At 70.8% G+C, this 17,422-nt stretch carries 21 protein-coding genes; 9 read left to right on the forward strand and 12 right to left on the reverse strand.

All coding sequences use genetic code 11. The annotated features are described in order from the left end of the window. Positions 1–11: 11 nt before the first annotated feature. The 4 genes from EV193_RS15300 to EV193_RS15315 all read right to left on the reverse strand — a co-directional run bounded on the left by EV193_RS15300 (position 12) and on the right by EV193_RS15315 (position 4,087). Complete coding sequence (locus tag EV193_RS15300; protein ID WP_242613398.1) at positions 12–1,466, reverse strand: sugar ABC transporter permease; 1,455 nt, start codon at positions 1,464–1,466, stop codon at positions 12–14. Next, positions 1,466–2,239, reverse strand: a complete 774-nt coding sequence (locus EV193_RS15305) for an ATP-binding cassette domain-containing protein (RefSeq protein ID WP_130344769.1) — start codon at positions 2,237–2,239, stop codon at positions 1,466–1,468. Before EV193_RS15305 ends, EV193_RS15300 begins: the two co-directional genes overlap by 1 nt. A gap of 12 nt (positions 2,240–2,251) precedes the next feature. Continuing rightward, positions 2,252–3,370: a sugar ABC transporter substrate-binding protein gene (locus tag EV193_RS15310; protein ID WP_130344770.1), complete on the reverse strand. Its 1,119-nt coding sequence runs from the start codon at positions 3,368–3,370 to the stop codon at positions 2,252–2,254. A 120-nt stretch (positions 3,371–3,490) separates the two neighbouring features. Continuing rightward, on the reverse strand, positions 3,491–4,087 hold the full coding sequence (locus EV193_RS15315; protein WP_130344771.1) for a TetR/AcrR family transcriptional regulator: 597 nt from the start codon (positions 4,085–4,087) through the stop codon (positions 3,491–3,493). Positions 4,088–4,177: 90 nt separating this feature from the next. On the opposite strand from EV193_RS15315, the gene EV193_RS15320 reads away from it, so the two are divergent. Together EV193_RS15320 and EV193_RS15325 are read left to right on the forward strand one after the other, a co-directional pair. Beyond that, the gene (locus EV193_RS15320) at positions 4,178–4,591 is read left to right on the forward strand and encodes a nuclear transport factor 2 family protein (protein WP_130344772.1); all 414 of its coding nucleotides are present in this window, start codon (positions 4,178–4,180) and stop codon (positions 4,589–4,591) included. After that, positions 4,584–5,402, forward strand: coding sequence for an NmrA family NAD(P)-binding protein (locus tag EV193_RS15325; protein WP_130344773.1), 819 nt, complete (start codon positions 4,584–4,586; stop codon positions 5,400–5,402). The genes EV193_RS15320 and EV193_RS15325 overlap by 8 nt, the downstream gene beginning before the upstream one ends. Here the strand turns inward: EV193_RS15325 and EV193_RS15330 are convergent. The 3 genes from EV193_RS15330 to EV193_RS15340 are packed head-to-tail and all read right to left on the reverse strand — an operon-like array spanning position 5,399 to position 7,586. Then, on the reverse strand, positions 5,399–6,088 hold the full coding sequence (locus tag EV193_RS15330) for an anti-sigma factor family protein (protein WP_130344774.1): 690 nt from the start codon (positions 6,086–6,088) through the stop codon (positions 5,399–5,401). The two genes, EV193_RS15325 and EV193_RS15330, sit on opposite strands and share 4 nt — an antisense overlap. After that, positions 6,085–6,630, reverse strand: coding sequence for a sigma-70 family RNA polymerase sigma factor (locus tag EV193_RS15335; protein WP_130344775.1), 546 nt, complete (start codon positions 6,628–6,630; stop codon positions 6,085–6,087). The genes EV193_RS15330 and EV193_RS15335 overlap by 4 nt, the downstream gene beginning before the upstream one ends. A gap of 23 nt (positions 6,631–6,653) precedes the next feature. Beyond that, positions 6,654–7,586 (reverse strand): SCO0930 family lipoprotein, encoded by a 933-nt coding sequence (locus EV193_RS15340; protein ID WP_130344776.1) that lies wholly within the window; start codon positions 7,584–7,586, stop codon positions 6,654–6,656. Positions 7,587–7,730: 144 nt separating this feature from the next. Here EV193_RS15340 and EV193_RS15345 point away from each other — a divergent pair, with 144 nt between their 5' ends. From EV193_RS15345 to ptsP, 7 genes are read left to right on the forward strand one after another with little or no spacing between them, the layout of a single operon-like run. Further along, positions 7,731–8,492, forward strand: a complete 762-nt coding sequence (locus EV193_RS15345) for a DeoR/GlpR family DNA-binding transcription regulator (RefSeq protein WP_130344777.1) — start codon at positions 7,731–7,733, stop codon at positions 8,490–8,492. Next, positions 8,489–9,451, forward strand: a complete 963-nt coding sequence (locus tag EV193_RS15350) for a 1-phosphofructokinase family hexose kinase (protein WP_130344778.1) — start codon at positions 8,489–8,491, stop codon at positions 9,449–9,451. The genes EV193_RS15345 and EV193_RS15350 overlap by 4 nt, the downstream gene beginning before the upstream one ends. Then, complete coding sequence (locus EV193_RS15355; RefSeq protein ID WP_130344779.1) at positions 9,448–10,848, forward strand: PTS mannitol transporter subunit IIBC; 1,401 nt, start codon at positions 9,448–9,450, stop codon at positions 10,846–10,848. The genes EV193_RS15350 and EV193_RS15355 overlap by 4 nt, the downstream gene beginning before the upstream one ends. Next, the gene (locus EV193_RS34100) at positions 10,841–11,287 is read left to right on the forward strand and encodes a PTS mannitol transporter subunit IIA (protein WP_130344780.1); all 447 of its coding nucleotides are present in this window, start codon (positions 10,841–10,843) and stop codon (positions 11,285–11,287) included. Before EV193_RS15355 ends, EV193_RS34100 begins: the two co-directional genes overlap by 8 nt. Then, positions 11,284–12,315: a zinc-dependent dehydrogenase gene (locus tag EV193_RS15365; RefSeq protein ID WP_130344781.1), complete on the forward strand. Its 1,032-nt coding sequence runs from the start codon at positions 11,284–11,286 to the stop codon at positions 12,313–12,315. Before EV193_RS34100 ends, EV193_RS15365 begins: the two co-directional genes overlap by 4 nt. 28 nt (positions 12,316–12,343) lie before the next feature. Then, positions 12,344–12,625, forward strand: coding sequence for an HPr family phosphocarrier protein (locus EV193_RS15370; protein WP_130344782.1), 282 nt, complete (start codon positions 12,344–12,346; stop codon positions 12,623–12,625). Next, the gene (gene ptsP, locus EV193_RS15375; protein WP_130344783.1) at positions 12,618–14,249 is read left to right on the forward strand and encodes a phosphoenolpyruvate--protein phosphotransferase; all 1,632 of its coding nucleotides are present in this window, start codon (positions 12,618–12,620) and stop codon (positions 14,247–14,249) included. The genes EV193_RS15370 and ptsP overlap by 8 nt, the downstream gene beginning before the upstream one ends. Before the next feature lie 39 nt (positions 14,250–14,288). Here ptsP and EV193_RS15380 read toward each other — a convergent pair whose 3' ends face one another. The 5 genes from EV193_RS15380 to EV193_RS15400 form a co-directional block, all read right to left on the reverse strand. Further along, the gene (locus tag EV193_RS15380) at positions 14,289–14,489 is read right to left on the reverse strand and encodes a hypothetical protein (protein WP_130344784.1); all 201 of its coding nucleotides are present in this window, start codon (positions 14,487–14,489) and stop codon (positions 14,289–14,291) included. A gap of 56 nt (positions 14,490–14,545) precedes the next feature. Continuing rightward, positions 14,546–15,205 carry a hypothetical protein gene (locus EV193_RS15385; protein ID WP_130344785.1) on the reverse strand — a complete coding sequence of 220 codons (660 nt, stop codon included), beginning with the start codon at positions 15,203–15,205 and terminating at the stop codon, positions 14,546–14,548. Between the two features lie 11 nt (positions 15,206–15,216). Next, the gene (locus tag EV193_RS15390) at positions 15,217–16,311 is read right to left on the reverse strand and encodes a hypothetical protein (RefSeq protein ID WP_207222649.1); all 1,095 of its coding nucleotides are present in this window, start codon (positions 16,309–16,311) and stop codon (positions 15,217–15,219) included. A 78-nt stretch (positions 16,312–16,389) separates the two neighbouring features. Beyond that, positions 16,390–16,692 carry a hypothetical protein gene (locus EV193_RS15395; RefSeq protein WP_130344787.1) on the reverse strand — a complete coding sequence of 101 codons (303 nt, stop codon included), beginning with the start codon at positions 16,690–16,692 and terminating at the stop codon, positions 16,390–16,392. After that, positions 16,682–17,359, reverse strand: coding sequence for an SAV_915 family protein (locus tag EV193_RS15400; RefSeq protein ID WP_341273167.1), 678 nt, complete (start codon positions 17,357–17,359; stop codon positions 16,682–16,684). The genes EV193_RS15395 and EV193_RS15400 overlap by 11 nt, the downstream gene beginning before the upstream one ends. Positions 17,360–17,422 lie beyond the last annotated feature (63 nt).

Below are 17,422 nucleotides of genomic sequence, written 5' to 3' on the forward strand. Positions count from 1 at the left end.
CTGAATCCCGGTTATCCGCCGACCGTAGCCGAGCGGCGCCGTGAGAGCGCGTCGACCGTTGCGGCCAGCAACAACACCAACCCCGTGATGATATTGACCACGGCCGCCGGTTGGTGGAGCAGACCGAGTCCGTTCTCCACAACCGCCAGAACCAGGCCGCCGATCACGGCGTGCGAGATCTTTCCTCGTCCACCGAACAGCGACGTACCGCCGATGACGGCCGCGCCGACGGCGAACAACAGTGTGTTGAGCCCGCCGGCTTGCGGGTCGACCGAGCCGACCTTGGACGAGTACACGATCGCGCCGACGGCGGCCACCGCCGAGCTGACCACGAACACGCTCGCCCTGATCTTGGACACGTTGATCCCGGCCCGCTTGGCCGCCTCCGCGTTCCCGCCGACCGCGTAGATGTGCCGGCCGTAGCGGGTGCGATTGAGTACGTAGCTCCCGGCCGCCAACAGCGCCAGCACGATCGGCACGACGTAGGGCACGCCCTCGATGGTCACCAGATCGGGGTTGGGGGAGCGGTTCTGCGTGAGCGCGAGTGTGGCCAACGCCCCGAGTACCGCGACCGTGCCCACCTTGCCGAACACCACCGGCGTCGGTGCGGTCACCAACCCGCGTCGCAGCCGCATTCGATGTTCGCCGAGCACCACCGCGGCGTACCCACCGGCGGCGATCAGGAACAGCGCCCAGCTCGCGTTGACCGACAGGCTGCCGTTCGCCACGTCGAACAGCACGTGCTGGCCGCCGATGCCGAACACGCCACCTTCGCCGATCAGTTGCAGGATCACGCCCTGCCACGCGATGAACAACGCGAGCGTCACCACGAACGACGGCATGCCGATCTTGGACACCAGGAATCCGCTCAGACAGCCGATCGCGGCACCGACGCACACCGCGAGCAGCATCTCCACCCACGCGCTGTACCAGGCGTTGGCCGGCACACCGACCGCGGCGATCACCACGGCGAGCAGCGACAGCGCGGCACCCGCCCAGATTCGCATGATGATGGCGAGCAGCGCGGCCAGCAGCAGCCCGGCCGCGAACACGGCGAACACCGTGGTTCCCATGCCGCCCAACAGGTTTCCGGCCTTCACGTAGTGCATGGCCATCACCGCGGCGCACACGCCGGACGCGGTGCCGGCCGACAGGTCGATCTCGCCCAGCAGCAGGACGAACACCAGGCCCATCGCGATGATCATCTTGCCGGCGCCCTGGGCGAGCAGGTTCGCCGTGTTGTCCAGCGTCAGGAAGCTGTCCGACAGCAACCAGAACACCGCGACCAGCGCGATCAGGCCGAGCACGGCCGGCAGCGAGCCCAGTTCGCCACCGCGCAGCCGGGCCACGTAGTCCTGGCCGGCCTGGCGGGTGGTGCGCACGGTCGTGTCGATGCCGAAGTCGGAGATCGCGCCGACCGGCCTGGGCGGCGACGGATCAGCCTTGGGCATCAGGTCCTCGCTCATCAGATCGCCGCCGACTCTGGCCTGGCCAACCCGAGATCACCCGAGCGGCCGGCGGTGATCAGCTCCACCACCTGGCTGTGCGTGACCTCGTCGGTGGGCACCTCGGCCACCATCCGCCCGAGGTAGAGCACCGCGATCCGGTCGGCCACCTCGAACACGTCGGCCATGTTGTGGCTGATCAACACGACGCCGATGCCCTGCTCGGCGAGCCGGCGCACCAGGTCGAGCACCTGCCTGGTCTGCGCCACACCGAGTGCCGCGGTCGGCTCGTCGAGCAGCACCACGTTGCTGTCCCACAGCACGGCCTTGGCGATCGCCACGGTCTGCCGTTGACCGCCGGACAACGCCGACACCGGGGTGCGCACGGACTTCACCGTGCGCACCGACAGCGACGCCAGCGTCTCCCTGGCGGCCTGCTCCATGCTCGCCTCGTCCAGCAGCCACGGCGTGCCGCGCTCCCGGCCGAGGAACATGTTCTGCACGATGTCGAGGTTGTCGGCCAGCGCGAGGTCCTGGTAGACGACCTCGATACCCAGGTCGGCCGCGTCCCTCGGACTGTGCACGGTGACCGGTTTCCCGCGGAACTCGATCAGCCCGGAGTCGGCCGTGTGGATCCCGGCCACGCTCTTGACCAGCGTGGACTTGCCGGCACCGTTGTCGCCGACCAGTGCGGTGACCTCGCCGGGCCAGACCGCGAAGTCCACGTCGTGCAGCACGTGTACCGGGCCGAAGCTCTTGTTCACCCCGGTCAGGCGCAGGATCGGTTCGCTCATCGCCACCACCCGTCAGATGCCGAGCGTCGCGCAGACGCCGGCCAGTTCGCCGCCGCAGATGTCGGCCGGCTTCACGTAGCCCTCGTCCACGACGACCTTCACCTCCGCCTTGGTGATCGGCCGAGGCTCCAGCAGTACGGACGGCACCATACGGTTCGCCTTGGGGTCGTTGACACCCCCGACGGCCAGTGCCTTCGCGGCGTCCTTGTCGTTGCGGGACAGCGCGGCGGCCAGCTTGGCGGTCGCCTCCGCCTCCTGCTTGATCGGCTTGAACACGGTCATGTACTGGTCGCCGCGCAGCACGGCCATCAGCCCGTCCTGGGTGGCGTCCTGTCCGACGACCGGCACCCTGCCGTTGAGCCGGTTCTTGCGCAGCACGGTGATCACCGCGCCGGCCAGGCCGTCGTTGGCCGCGACCACGCCGTCCACCTTGCCGCCGTTGCCGGTGAGGATCTGCTCGAAGGTGGTGCCGCCCTTCTGGTTGTCCCAGCCGTCGATCGGCTGGCTGCGCACCAGCTTGAGCGTGCCGTTGTCGTAAAGCGGCTGCAGCACGTTGCGCTGGCCGCGGTGGAACAGGGTGGCGTTGTTGTCGGTCGGACCGCCCTCGATCTCGACCACCTGTGCCGCGGGCTTGGCCTTCAGCGCCTCGGCCATGCCTTTGCCCTGCAACTCGCCGACCTTCACGTTGTCGAAGGACACGTAGTAGTCCGAGCTGCCGCCGACGTTGAGCCGGTCGTAGTCGATCACCGGGATGCCGCGCGCCTTGGCCTTGGCCGCGACCTGGGCGCCGACCTCGCCGTTGATCGCGGCGATCACCAGCACCTTCACGCCGCGGCTGATCATCGTGTCGGCCAGCGAGCTGAACTTCTGCACGTCGCCCTGCGCGTTCTGCACGTCCGGGTCGAGGCCGGCGTCGCGCATGGCCTTCTCCAGGATCGGCTTGTCGAAGCTCTCCCAGCGCGCGGACGTGGCCGTCTCCGGAAGGATCACGCCGACCTTGGCGCCGCCGTTGGAGCCGCTGCCCGCCGGTTGCTGTGCCGGCTCGTTGCTGGTCTCGTTCGCTCCGCACGCGGTGAGCGCGAGGCACGCACCCAGTCCTGTCGCGAGGGCCGACAACCTGTTCCGCCGCATCCGCGCACCCCTTTCCAGGGAAGAATGTTGTGGCGCACAACATATGTCACGGCACGGTGGTGCGGAAGCGGTCTGATTCGATACAGAAGCGGGTTATGGACACGGTTGCGCAACGCCGCGTTAACCGGGCTCGGCTCCCAAGGCGCGCAGCACGGTGTCGGTGACCCGGTCGAGGTAGTCCGGCTCGACCGGCGCCTGGCGCACCACCATCCGCCAGTAGACGAGCGCGGCCAGCAGGTCCCGGGCCATCTCCAGGTCGGTCTCGGCGGGCAGTTCGCCGCGCGCCATCGCGCGTTCCAGCTTCACCCGTGCCAGTGCTCGCCGGGGTTCGCCGATGGTGGTCGCGATGGCCTCGGCGAGTTCGGGCGTGCGGGTGGCCTCCGCGACCAGGTCCGGGATGATCCGGGAGAACGGCGGTTCGGCGAGCCACGCGGCGACGCCGGCCACGGTGGCGCGGACGTCCCCGCGCAGCGTGCCGGTGTCCTCGTCGTCCGCCAGGGGCACGCTGATCTCGGCGAGCACGGCGAGCACCATCTCTCGCTTGGTGGGCCACCGGCGGTACAGGGCGCTCTTGCCCGCGCCCGCGCGCTTGGCCACGCCCTCCATGGACAGCCGCGCGTAACCGCGCTCCACCAGTTCGGCCAGCACGGCGTCGGTGATGGCGGTGGTGATGCCGGGCCGCAGCACGGCCGCGCCGGACGGTGCACGACGGTTCATGCGAGCAGTCTAGCCGATGGACGATACGGTACCGTCCGGCGTAAGTTGGACGGGACGACACCGTCTCGTCCAATCTGAAAGGGATCACGGATGACCCCGCGTGAGCTGCTCGACAAGGGCCTGGATCTGGTGCTGGCCAAGGACATGCTCGGATTCGCCGACCTGTGGGCCGTCGACGGCACGATGGAGTTCCCGTTCGCTCCGGACGGCTGGCCCGCTCGGCTGGACGGCCGTGAGGCGGTGCGCGAGTACCTCCGCGGTTACACCGACGTGTACGACGTCAAGAGCGTCACCGAGTTGACCGTGCACGAGACCACCGATCCGGAGGTGATCGTCGCCGAGATCGAAGTCGAGGGCGTGTGGGTGCGCACCGGCGAGCCCTACCGCAATCGCTACGTCTGGGTGATCACCGTGCGGGACGGGCGGATCGCCGGCTGCCGTGACTACTGGTCGCCGTCGATCGCCACTTCCGAGACCGACTTCACCGGGCGCGCCGATGCGTGAGGTCCTGGTCATCGGGGCCACCGGAACGACGGGCTCGCGGGTCGCCACCGGGCTGGCCGAGCGTGGCGTCTCCACTCGACGAGCCACCCGCACCCCTCGCGCGCCCGGCCAGGTCCGCTTCGAGTGGACCGACCCTGGCACCCACCGGCCGGCGTTGACGGGGGTCGACGCGGTCTACCTGATCGCACCGATCGGCGTGGCCGATCCGGTCCCGCTGGTCGAGCCGTTGCTGCACGAGGCGGTCGAGTCGGGCGTGCGCCGGGTCGTGCTGCTCGGCTTCTCCGCCCTCAACGAGGAAACCCCGGGGTGGGGCGCGCTGCCGGGCCTGGTGCGCACGGTGAGTCCTGAGTGGACAGTGCTGCGGCCGAGCTGGTTCATGAACAACTTCACCGGCGATCACCCTGTGGCAGACGGGGTGCGAGCCGGTGAGATCGTCACCGCCACCGGGTCGGGGCGGATCGGATTCGTCGACGCCGGGGACATCGCCGCGGTCGCGGTGCGCGCGCTGACCGACGAGCGGCCGCACGACACCGACCACCTGATCACCGGCCCGCGGGCGCTCGGCTACGACGAGGCGGCCGCGATCATCACCGAGGTCACCGGCCGGCCGGTCGCCCACCGCGCCGTCGAGGCGCGGGAACTGGTGGCGCGACTGTCGGACTATCCACCGGAGTACGCCGCCTTCCTGGCCGGGCTGGATGTCGCGATCGCCGACGGCGCCGAGGACCGGGTCACCGACACGGTGGCCCGGGTGACCGGTCGGCCGGCTCGGGACTTCCGCGCGTTCGTCAGCACGGAGCTGGCCGGCTAGACCGGCACGCTGACGAACTTGTGGCCGTCCAGGTTCTCGATCTCCACGGCGGCCACGTCGGCCGGGGCGACCAGCGCGGAACCTTGCAGCGTGGTGCCTTCCAGCTTGGTGACCAGCCAGCTGCCGGCGTGCTGCCGCGAGCCGTCCTTGGCCACCACGACGATCCGGCACTTCTGGCCTGCGGGAATCCCGGACACTTTCACCTCGACCCGCACCCAGCCGTTGGCCGGGGTGACCGTCGAGGCGAGCCGAACGGCGCCCTCGATGCCCTCGCCGGTGCGCGCACCGGTAGGCGGGGTGGGGGCCGGCGCGGCGACCACGGGGTCGGGCGCGGTGGCGCGGCCGAGCACCACTCCGCCGCCCACCAGCGCCGCGGCGATCGCCGCCGCGGCGACGGCGAGCCCGGCGGTGCGCCGCCGCGACCGGGCGACACTCTCCGCCCGCACCTGGTGCACGGCCCGCCGGAGCAGCAGATCGCCGCCCTCGGGTGGGCCGTCGAGCAACGCCTCAGGGGGCAGTTCGTCCAGCATGGCCCGGCCCTCCCGCAGCTCGGCCAGCTCGCGCCGGCAGTCCGGGCAACGCGCGAGGTGCGCCTCCACGGCGTGCGCCTCGGCCGGGTCGAGCGCGCCGAAGGCGTAGGCGCCCAACGTGTCGGGGTCGTGTGGCCCGTTTCCTACCTGGGTCATCCGGTCACCCCTCTCAACGCGGGCCGCTCGTTCCTGAACGTTTGTCGCAGCGCGCGTAACGCGTGGTGCGATCGCGATTTCACGGTGCCGGTCGGAACGCCGAGGACGGCGGCCGCCTCGGCCGCCGTCCTGCCGTTCAGGTACACCTCGCGCAGCACGTCCCGGTGGCCGGGGGAGAGCTGGTCCAGCGCCTCGGCCACCATCATCGAGTTGACCACACCCTCGGCGTGATCGGACTGCACCGGCGGGCTTTGCGGCTGTTCGGCCACTTCGTGCGGCCTGGCCGCCCGTGCCCGGTACCGGTCGGTGACCAGGTTCCGGGTCACGGTCAACAGCCAGGCCCGCACCGAGCCCTTGCCGTTCACCAGCACGTCCGGGTTGCGCCACGCTCGCACCAGCGTCTCCTGTACGACGTCCTCGGCCGCGGCGCGGTCCCGGAGCAGCCGGGTCGCGTAGGCGAGCAGCGCACGCCCGTGTTCCTCGTAGAGGCCACGGATCAACGCCTCGTCGGCGTTCGCCCGCTTGCGCGTCCACCCGACCACGGCTGCTCCTTCGGAAAGTCGGCTCAGTATCCACTGCCGGCCGGCGGTGCGGTGCGGACCGGCGCGTTCGACTTGCAGCCGGCCGGCTCGATCACGAACCAGACGCCCTTCACTCCGTGCCCGGTCGCCTGCCCGGCCGCGGTGTCCTTGGCGTACCGGTACACCGGCCACCCGCCGACGGTCACCTGCTTGGTCCCGTCGCCGCGGTCCACGGTTCCCACGAGCTTGCGGTCCACCCCGGTCAACTGGACATCACCGGTGGTCAGCACCGGCGGCCAGGTCTGGGCGCACTCGCCGAAGCAGGTGGTCTTCGGCGGCTGCTTCGAGTCCTTGGTGAACATGTAGAGCGTGCGCCCGTCCTGGTCGGTCAGTGCCGGCCCGATGCCCTGGATCTGACGAGCGGTCAGCCCGGTCGCGCCCCCTTGACCGGGTTGACCGCCCGTCGTTCCCCCGGCCTTGGCTCCGGTCGGCGTGACCGCGAACCAGACGCCTCCCACGCCCTGGCCCTTGATCTCGCCGGGCGCCTTGTCCTGTGCGAACCGGTAGACCGGCCAGCCGCCGACGGTCACCTGCTTGGTGCCGTCGGACCGGGTCACGAAGCCGGCCGTGGCCCCGCCGGCGCCGGACAGGTCGACCGGCCCGTCGGCGAGCATCGGCGGCCACTTCGCCGCGCACTCGCCGTCGCAGTTGGACTTGGACGGCTCCTTGGTGTCCCCCTTGGTGTCTCGGTCGAACCGGTACAGCGTGAAGCCGTCCTGGTCGGTGAGCACCTGGCCGAGGCCGGGGAGCGTGGTGGCGGTCAACTTCGGCGCGCTGCCGGGTGCCGCCGCGACTCCCGCGTCCGCCGCCGGGGTGACCGCCGCCGGCTGGCCCTGGGTGGTCTGCCCGCACGCTCCGAGCAGTGCCAGTCCTGCTGCCGTGGTGGCCAGTGTGATCGCGAAACGCCTGCGCGACATGGGTTCTCCTCCTGTATCCGTCTGGGTTCAGCGGCAACACGGGCGGGTGGGCGCGGAGGGTTCAAAGAAATTTCCACCCTCTTGACGTCCCACTCAAATCCAGGTAAACAAACATAGACACAGATGAAATGGCGGTAAATCCACATGTACCCAGAAGAGCGGCAGCAGCACATCGTCGACCGGGCCCGGCGGGAGGGCCGGGTGGACGTGTCGTGGCTGTCCGAGCAGCTGTCCGTGACCGGCGAGACGATCCGCCGCGACCTGTCGCTGCTGGAGCGGCACGGGCTGCTGCGCCGGGTGCACGGGGGAGCGATCCCGGTCGAGCGGCTGGGCTTCGAGCCCGCGCTGGCCGCGCGCGACGCCGTACTCATCGCCGAGAAGGACCGGATCGCCAAGGCCGCGCTGGCCGAGCTGCCCGAAGAGGGCTCGATCCTGCTGGACGCCGGGTCCACCACCGCGCGGCTGGTCGAGATCCTGCCGGTGGACCGCCAGCTCACCGTGCTGACCAACTCCCTGCCGGGCGCCCTCTCGCTGGCCACGCGGTCCAACCTCACCGTGCTGTTCGTCGGCGGCCGAGTGCGCGGGCGCACGCTGGCCTGTGTCGACCCGTGGGCGCTCGAATCGCTGGCGCAGAGCTATGTGGACGTCGCGTTCGTCGCCACCAACGGGATCTCCGTGCAGCGCGGGCTCACCACACCGGATCAGGCCGAGGCTGCCGTGAAGAAGGCGATGATCGCCTCCGCGCGGCGAACCGTGCTGCTCGCCGACCACACCAAGCTCAGCTCCGACCACCTGTGCCGGTTCGCCGACCTCGGCGAGATCGACACCTTCATCACCGACACCGGCGTGGACGAGCGCATCGCGGCCGAGATCGAGTCGCACGGGCCGAGAGTGGTGCGCGCATGATCGTCACCGTCACGCTCAACCCCAGCCTGGACCGCACGATGGAGATCGAGCGGCTGGTCAGGGGCGGGATCGTGCGCGCCGGTGACACCCACCTCGACCCGGGTGGCAAGGGCGTGAACGTGGCGCGGGCGCTGGCCGCGCACGGCGTGCCGACCCGCGCGGTGGTGCCGTGCGGCGGGCCGGAGGGCGACCAGCTCACCACGCTGCTGGAGGTCGAGGGCATCGACGTGTGCGCGGTGCCGGTCGCCGGCCGTACCCGGTCCAACGTCAGCCTGGTCGAGCCGGACGGCACGGTCACCAAGGTCAACGAGCCGGGCGGCGCGCTCACCAGTGACGACCTGGACGTGGTCGCGGCGGCGGCACTGAACGCGACGGCCGACGCGGAGTGGGTGGTGCTCAGCGGCAGCCTGCCGCCCGGCGTGCCGGACACGTTCTACCGCCGCCTGGTCGCGGACCTGTCCGTGCCGTTCGCCGTGGACTCCTCGGGCCCGCCGCTGGCCGAGGCGCTCGGCGCCCGGCCGGCCCTGGTCAAGCCGAATCGCGACGAGCTGGCCGAGTTCGCCGGTGCGCGGATCGACACGGTCGGGGACGCGGTGCGCGCCGCGGAGAAGATGCGCGGCGCGGGTGCGGGCACGGTGCTGGCCAGCCTCGGCGTGGACGGTGCGGTGCTGGTCGACGGCTCCGGCGCGCGCTGGGGCGAGTCGCCGGTCGACCGGGGGCGCAGCGCGGTCGGCGCGGGCGACGCGATGCTCGCGGGATTCCTGGCGGCCGGCGCGGACGGGGAACACGCGTTGATCGAGGCGCTGGCCTGGGGTGCCGCCGCCGTCCGGCTGCCCGGCTCGCGGATGCCGGGCCCGGGGGACGTGGAACGCGGCGCGGTGCGCCTGCACGGTGCCGCCGATCTCTCGCGGCCCCTGCGGGAGCCGCACCAACCGCACGGGATGGAGCGAGTCCGATGAGCGCCTCGACAACCGACCTGAAGCACTTACAGGGCAACGGATTCCGGGCGCGGGTGCAGCGCTTCGGCGGTCACCTGGCCGGCATGATCATGCCGAACATCGGCGCGTTCATCGCGTGGGGCTTGATCACCGCGCTGTTCACGCCGAAGGGCTGGCTGCCCAACGCGAAGCTGGCCGGCCTGGTCGAGCCGATGATCAGCATCCTGCTGCCGGTGCTGATCGGCTACACCGGCGGCAAGCTGGTGCACGGCCAGCGCGGCGCGGTGGTCGGCGCGATCGCCACGATGGGTGTGGCGGTCGGCGCCGACGTGCCGATGTTCCTCGGCGCGATGGTGATGGGCCCGCTCGCCGCGTTCGTGCTCAAGGGCTTCGACAAGCTGGTCGAGGGCAAGATCAAGTCCGGCTTCGAGATGCTGGTCAACAACTTCAGCTCCGGCATCATCGGCGGCGCGATGGCGTTGCTCGGGCTGGTCGGGATCGGCCCGATCGTGCAGGCGCTGTCCAACGCGGCCGGCGACGCGGTCGACTTCCTGGTCGACCACAGCCTGCTGCCGCTGGTGTCGATCATCGTGGAGCCGGCCAAGGCGCTGTTCCTGAACAACGCGATCAACCACGGCGTGCTCAGCCCGCTCGGCGTGGACCAGGCCGCCGACTCCGGCCAGTCGCTGCTGTTCATGATCGAGACGAACCCCGGGCCGGGCCTGGGCATCCTGATCGCGGTCTTCCTGTTCGGGCCGCGCCGCCTCCGGCCGACCGTGCCCGGCGCGATGATCATCCACTTTCTCGGCGGCATCCACGAGATCTACTTCCCGTACCTGCTGATGAAGCCGCGGCTGATCCTGGCGGCGATCGCCGGCGGCATGGCCGGCGTCGGCACCGCGATGATCACCAACTCCGGGCTGATCTCCGCGCCCGCGCCGGGCAGCATCTTCGCCTACATGGCCGTCACGCCAAGGGGCGGACACCTGAGCGTGCTGCTGTCCATCGTGATCGCGACCGCGGTGGCGTTCGTGGTGGCCGCCGCGCTGCTGAAGTTCGGCAAGGGCGCCGACGCCGACGAGGAGCCGGCGGCCGATCAACCCGACACGACGACCGGCATTGATGCCGGCGACCTGCGCGTGCTGCACGTGGCCTGCGACGCCGGCATGGGCAGCAGCGTGATGCTGGCCAGCCAGATGCGCGCCCGGCTGGAGCCGTACGGCGTGGCCGTCGAGCACGTGTCGATCGCCGACCTCCCGTCCGACGCACGGGTCGTGCTCACCCACGCCGACCTCGCCGAACGCGCTCGCAATGCCGTGCCGGACGCGGTGGTGATCGAGTTCCGGATGTTCCTCGGCGACCCGGTGTTCGACCGGGTCGAGGACGCGATCAAGAACAAGGAGCGGATCAGTGGCTGACGTGCTGCCGAAGAACGGCATCCGGCTCGGGCTCACCGCCGCCGACAAGTGGGACGCGATCCGCCAGTCCGGCGCGCTGCTCGACGAACTCGGCGCGGTCGAACCCGGCTACGCCGAAACCATGCTGGAGCGCGAGAAGTCCGTGTCCACGCACATCGGCGAGGGCGTGGCGATCCCGCACGGCACCGACGCCAGCCGCGCGCTGGTCCGCCGCACGACGCTGGGCGTGCTCCAGTTCCCGGACGGCGTGGACTGGGACGGCAACCCGGTGACGATCTGCGTGGCGATCGCGGCCAAGGGCGACGAGCACGTCGCCGTGCTGTCCGCGCTCGCCCGAATCCTGATGGACCCCAAGCAGGCCGAGCGGCTGCGGACCTCGACCGACGTCGACGTCGTGCACGCGCTGCTGGCCCCGATCGGAGAGGGCGTCAACACATGAGGGTGGCTCGCTACTACGCGCCGGGCGATCTGCGGCTGGAGGAGGCCGCCGAACCGCCGGCCGGCCCGGACGAGGTGAAGATCCGCGTCCGCAACTGCTCCACCTGCGGCACCGACGTGAAGATCTTCAAGCACGGCCACCACCACCTCGACCCGCCGAGGGTGATCGGACACGAGATCGCCGGCGAGGTGGTCGAGGCCGCCAACGGCTGGAAGGCCGGCGACCGGGTGCAGTCGATCGCCGCCGTGCCGTGCGGCACCTGCGACTACTGCCGGCGCGGCCGGATGAGCGTGTGCCCGAACCAGACCTCGGTCGGCTACCACTACGACGGCGGGTTCGCCGAGTACCTGGTGGTGCCCAAGCAGGTGCTCGCCGTGGACGGGCTGAACCGGATTCCGAACGGCGTGAACTTCGACGAGGCGTCGGTCGCCGAGCCGCTGGCGTGCGTGGTCAACGGGCAGAACCTGGCCGGCGTGGGCGAGGGCGACGACGTGGTGGTGATCGGCGCCGGCCCGATCGGCTGCCTGCACGTGCGCCTGGCCAGGGCGAACGGCGCGCGTCGAGTCGTGCTCGTAGAGCTGAGCCGGGCCCGGCTGAACCTGTCCGCGTCGACCGTCGCGCCGGACGCCGCGGTGTGCGCCTCCGAGGTCGACCCGGTCGAGGAGATCATGCGGCTGACCGACGGGCGCGGCGTGGACGTGGTGATCACCGCGGCGGCGTCCGGGGCGGCACAGGAGCAGGCCGTGCGGATGGCCGCGCGCGGCGGGCGGATCAGTCTGTTCGGCGGCCTGCCCAAGGACGCGCCGACGATCACCCTGGACTCGAACCTGGTGCACTACCGCGAGCTGACCGTCGTCGGCGCGAACGGCTCCAGCCCGGCGGACAACAAGCGCGCGCTGGAGCTGATCGCCACCGGGAAGGTGCCCGTGGCGGACCTGATCACCCATCGACTCCCGCTCGCCGAGCTGCACGACGCGATCCAGCTCGTGGCGAGTGGGCAGGCCATCAAGGTCACGATCGAGCCGTAACCCGGCACGTTCGCCCGGAGGAGGAGCCATGGCAGTCAGAGAGGTCGTCGTGGGGTCGAGGATCGGTCTGCACGGCCGGCCGGCAGCGACCCTGGTCCGAGTCGCGGCCGCGCAGCGGGTACCGGTCCGGATCGCCGTCGCCGGGCAGGAACCGGTCGCGGCCAGCAGCATCATCGCGGTGCTGGCACTGGGGGCGAGAGGTGGCGACATGGTGACGGTGGAGGCCGACGGCGAGGGCGCCGAGGCCGCGCTGGAGGCGGTCGCCGCCGTGCTGGCCCGCGACCTGGACGCCGAGTCGGCCGATGTCTGAGCCGCTCACCGGTCTCGGGGTCAGCCCCGGGCGCACGGCCGGCCCGCTCTATCGGATCGGGCCGCCACCCGCGTTGCCGGACGTCGTGCCACCGGTCGCCGAACCCGCGGCCGAGTCCGAACAGGCACTCGCCGCGCTCCGCTCGGTGTCGGCCGACCTGGACGCGCTCGCCGCGCGGGCCGACGGCACCGCCGCCGAGGTGCTCGCCGCGGAGGCGCTGATGGCGGCGGACGAGACGCTGGCCAAGGCGGTCACCGCGAAGGTGGAGGTGGGCCGGCCGGCGGCGTGGGCGATCACCGACGCGGTCGGGGAGCAGCAGCGGGCGTTCGAGGAGCTGGGCGGCTACTTCGCGGAACGGGCGGCGGATCTGGCCGACATCCGCGATCGCGCGGTGGCCCGGCTGCTCGGCCTGCCGATGCCCGGCCTGCCGTCGCCGGGGGAGCCGTACGTGTTGGTCGCCGAGGACCTGTCGCCGGCCGACACGGCGCTGCTCGACCCGTCGGCCGTGCTCGCCGTGGTGACCGTGCGCGGCGGGCCGACCAGCCACACCGCGATCCTGGCGAAGGGGCGCGGGATTCCGGCCGTGGTCGGTTGCCCGAACGTGCTGGCGCTGACGGACGGCACGGTGATCGCCGTCGACGGCACCCTGGGCGAGGTCCGGGCGATCGACGTCTCCGAGGCGGCGGCCGTGCGTGCCGAGGCGGCCCGGGAACGGGCACTGCTCGCCGAGATCACCGGGCCCGGCCGCACCGCCGACGGCCATCCCGTGCCGCTGTTGCTCAACGTGGGCGAGTCGGCCGATCTCGTCGAGGACGGCGAGGGCGTCGGCCTGGTGCGCACCGAGTTCCTGTTCCTCGACCGGACGAGCGCGCCGTCGGTGGAGGAGCAACGGCAGGCCTACGTGGAGGTGTTCCGCTGTGCCGGCGGCCGGCCGGTGGTGATCCGCACGCTGGACGCGGGCGCGGACAAGCCGCTGCCGTTCCTCGGTCTGCCCGAGGAGGACAATCCGGCGCTCGGCGTGCGCGGTCTGCGGGTCGCCCGGGTGCGCCCCGAGGTGCTCGACGACCAACTCGCCGCGATCGCCCGTGCCGCCGTCGACACCGAGGCCGACGTGCGGGTGATGGCGCCGATGGTGGCGACCGTGGAGGAGGCGGTGTGGTTCGCCGGGCGGGTCCGCGCGCTCGGGTTGCCGGCCGGCGTGATGATCGAGGTGCCGGCCGCCGCGCTGCGGGCCGGGCGAATCCTCGAGGTGGTCGACTTCATCAGCATCGGCACCAACGACCTGAGCCAGTACGCCATGGCGGCGGATCGGATGAACGGCGACCTGGCCGCGCTGCTGGATCCGTGGCAGCCGGCCGTGCTCGACCTGATCGCGCTGTGCGCGGACGCGGGCCGGGCCGCCGGCAAGCCGGTCGGCGTGTGCGGTGAGGCCGGCGGTGATCCACTGCTCGCGCCCGTGCTGGTCGGGCTGGGTGTCACCAGCCTGTCGATGTCCGCGCCGAGCCTGCCGGCCGTGCGCGCGAGCCTCGCCGGGCACACGCTCGCCGACTGCCAGCGCCTCGCCGGCCTGGCCCGCGACGCCGGAGACGCCGCTTCCGCCAAAGCGGCCTCGCACACCCGATAGGTGTGCGAGGCCGCGTTCTCTTACTACGCCTTGGCTACCTCACCGCCATTCGAAGTCGAAATAAAATCCATCTCCCCTGTCGTGGACCTCGCCGTACCAGCAGACCGAGAGTATTGCTGCTCCCTCCCGACTGTAATCATCCTGCATGGCCTCGCATTCGGGCCGCGTGACGAACGGACCGGCCTGCTGGACGTTTTCCGGGCCGGCCGCCGTCGTCGTGCCGCAGGAGGCTTCCCGCATACGCTCCTCGACGTAGCCGGCCTACGCGCCGGTCCTGGTCACTGAATAGCGGAAACCTAATCGCGTTCCGGCCGGCGCGGTACACCGAGAATCTGGTGCAGCGTGCTGTTCGTGAGGGCGTTTCCGGCGACAATGGAGTGCAGAATGCCGTTGTGCACCAGATCGAAGACGTAGGGATCGTCGTTCAGGTCGCTCAGGTGTATCGAAACCTTGCGTCCGCCCGTGTCCCGCAATTCGAGTTTGAGAATCGGGCCCCACGTGCGCACCTTCGCGCTGGTCAAATCGTAGGTCTTCACCCATTTGTCGCGGTAGCGCACCCAGTCCGCGCCGGCCGAGATCGTGTCGCCCGCGTTTCGCCACACGACGGCCGCCGCGACCACCGCCAGGGACAGCCAGGTCCACCAGTAGGACATCCAGTCGAAGCTCAAGCCCTGAATCACCGTGAAGAACAGGATGCCGAAGCCGACGGTCGCGATACCGGTCCACATCAGCACCTGCCGGTCGTTCCGCGACCAGGCGAGCGCCGGCGCCTCGCCGTCCGGCGGTGTCGGCGGCTCACCGGCACCGGTGTCCGCAGCGTCGGGAGCGACCGCGCTGCCGGTGTACGCCGAGGAGACGAACGGTACCCGCGGTTCTCCCGTCGCCGGGTCCGGCCTCGGCGGGAGTTCGTCCGCGTCATTCCACTGCCTGACGTGCTTGCCGTCCCTGCGGGTCACTGTCGCCTTCCTCAGCCGAAGATTTTTCCGATGCCGAAAGCGGTGACGATGCCGCCGACGGCACCGCCAACGACTCCGCCGATAACCGTGCCGACTCCGGGAAACACCGATCCGAGAACGGCACCTCCCGCCGCGCCGCCGGCGACACCACCGGCAATGCCGCCAGCGGTTTCGGCGGCGGCCTGCCCGGCCGGTTTGCCATTGGCCACATCGACGCCGGCCATCGATATGGTAAATGCCGTGCCGATGTACGGCAGGCCTTTGAGAACCTTCTGCGTTCCCTTGAGCCACGGCGAACTGTGTCGCGTCACCGCGACGAGATCACCCGGGCTCCCCGCGATCCCTTTTCGTAACGAATCCGGGAGTTGGGCGACCGGCGTGAGAATCCTGTTCGCCAGCGTGCGGCTGTTCTGCGCGCCCTGCATCGACGCCTGCGCGAATCGCGCCGCGTGTATCCGGCCGGCGTGATCGAACGCCGTCGTGCTGGAGTAGCGAATGGCCTGCGTGTCGAGGTCGTCGGCGAGCTTGATGAGGTCGTGCGCCGTCGAGTGAATGGATTTGATACTGCTGAGCGTCCCACTGGCCACCGACACGCTGACGATCTTGAGCGTGCTGGCCTGGTACTTGGTCGGTTCGAGCGCTCCGCGCAGCTTGTTGTGCGCGTCGGCCTCGATGCGTCGCGCGTCGTCGACCGTCGCTCTGGCCTCGTGGTACGCCTTGACCTGCTGAAGGTGACTCGTCACCGCGGCGGTGTGCGTCGAGATCGCCTGGTTCAGGGTTCGCTGCGCGTCGGGTGTGATCGGTGTGTCGGGGACTCGCGGCGCGGGCCCGGGAGCCGGACCGGGCGGGAGGACCCCATCCGGGGTGACGACCAGGCCGCCCCGCGTCGCCACATCGCGCGCCTGGACCATGCGCGCGCGAACCGTGTCCAGGTCGCCGGCGAACACGGTCAGCGCCTGTTTCGCCCGGTCGGCGATCTTCGTCAGCTCGTCGGCGTCCTGCCCGCGAAACAGCGCCGACGCGCGGAACGCCTCACCCGCTGGACCTTTCCAGCACGACTCCGACGCGCCCCGCGCCCCGTGCAGCGCCCCACCGGCCTGATGCACGCCGCCCGATACCTGGCCGAGCCAATGCGCGGTCGCGCGGCACGATGCCGGATCTCCGTCGATTTTTGTATTAATCATTCAGATTCCCCCGGTTCCGCCATCGGATTGTCGCGATTCCCGAAACTTGGCCATGTTGTTGTTTTCGACCGTGCCGTACGAACCGCGACTCGCGTCGATGCTGCCCGCGGTGTCGCCGATCACCGCGACGAGCGCGGACGCGGCGTTCACGATGGACGCCACGGTGCGGCCGACGTCCGGCGTGGACGGACCGGCGTCGGCGAGCCCGGTCGCGGTCCGCGCGGCCCTGGCCAGCTCGGCCGGGCCGGCCGCCAACTGGTTGGTGAGCCCTTCGAGCCCCTTCGGATCGGCCTCAAACCCCATCGCCCCTGCCTCTCACCGTTCCCGGTCCGTGACGCAGCCACCCCGGCAGCGCCATGTCCATGACGACCACGTCCGCACCCGACTGCCGCCGCGCCTCGTCGATCCGATCGGCCGGGAACGACACCCACGGCTGGTGTTCGCCGCAGCCCCGCACGAGCAGGTCCAGCGACGAGTACGCCAGCAGCGCGAGCTGGTCCTCGCGCATCGGTTGCAGCTCAAGCAAAGCCTCGCCGTCGCCCTCCAGGTAGGGGCGCGCGGGCACGTACAGCACGCGGTCCTCGTCGTTGCCGTCGCCGGTGAACGGAGACGGATCCTCGGTGCCCGGCAAGGCATCGGGATGTCGTGCGTCCAGCGGCAGCGGAACGTCCAGCAGCACCGCCTTGAAGCCGGCGATCCGCTTCAACCGCGGCAGTTCCCGCGCCGGCACCGTGATCCACGACTGCCCGCGACCACAGCACTCGACCAGCCGCTGCACGGAGCTGTAGGCCAGCACGGCCAGTTGGTCGTTCACGGACTCGCGCAGCTCGAGCATGACCCGCTGCTCGGCCGAGCGGCCCGGTTGGGTCGCCAACAGCACCTCGTACGGCATTCGGTCGGCCTCGTCCACGTCCAGCATCGCCGGACGTGCCGGGTGGCGTCGCTTGCCTTTCGCCTCTTCCGGCGGCATATGGATCACTTCCCCAGAATGCGCAAGCCTTTTGACCTTATTGGCCTGCCCGCGCCAGGGCAA

This window comes from Herbihabitans rhizosphaerae (assembly GCF_004216555.1).
In the GTDB taxonomy this organism is placed as follows: domain Bacteria; phylum Actinomycetota; class Actinomycetes; order Mycobacteriales; family Pseudonocardiaceae; genus Herbihabitans; species Herbihabitans rhizosphaerae.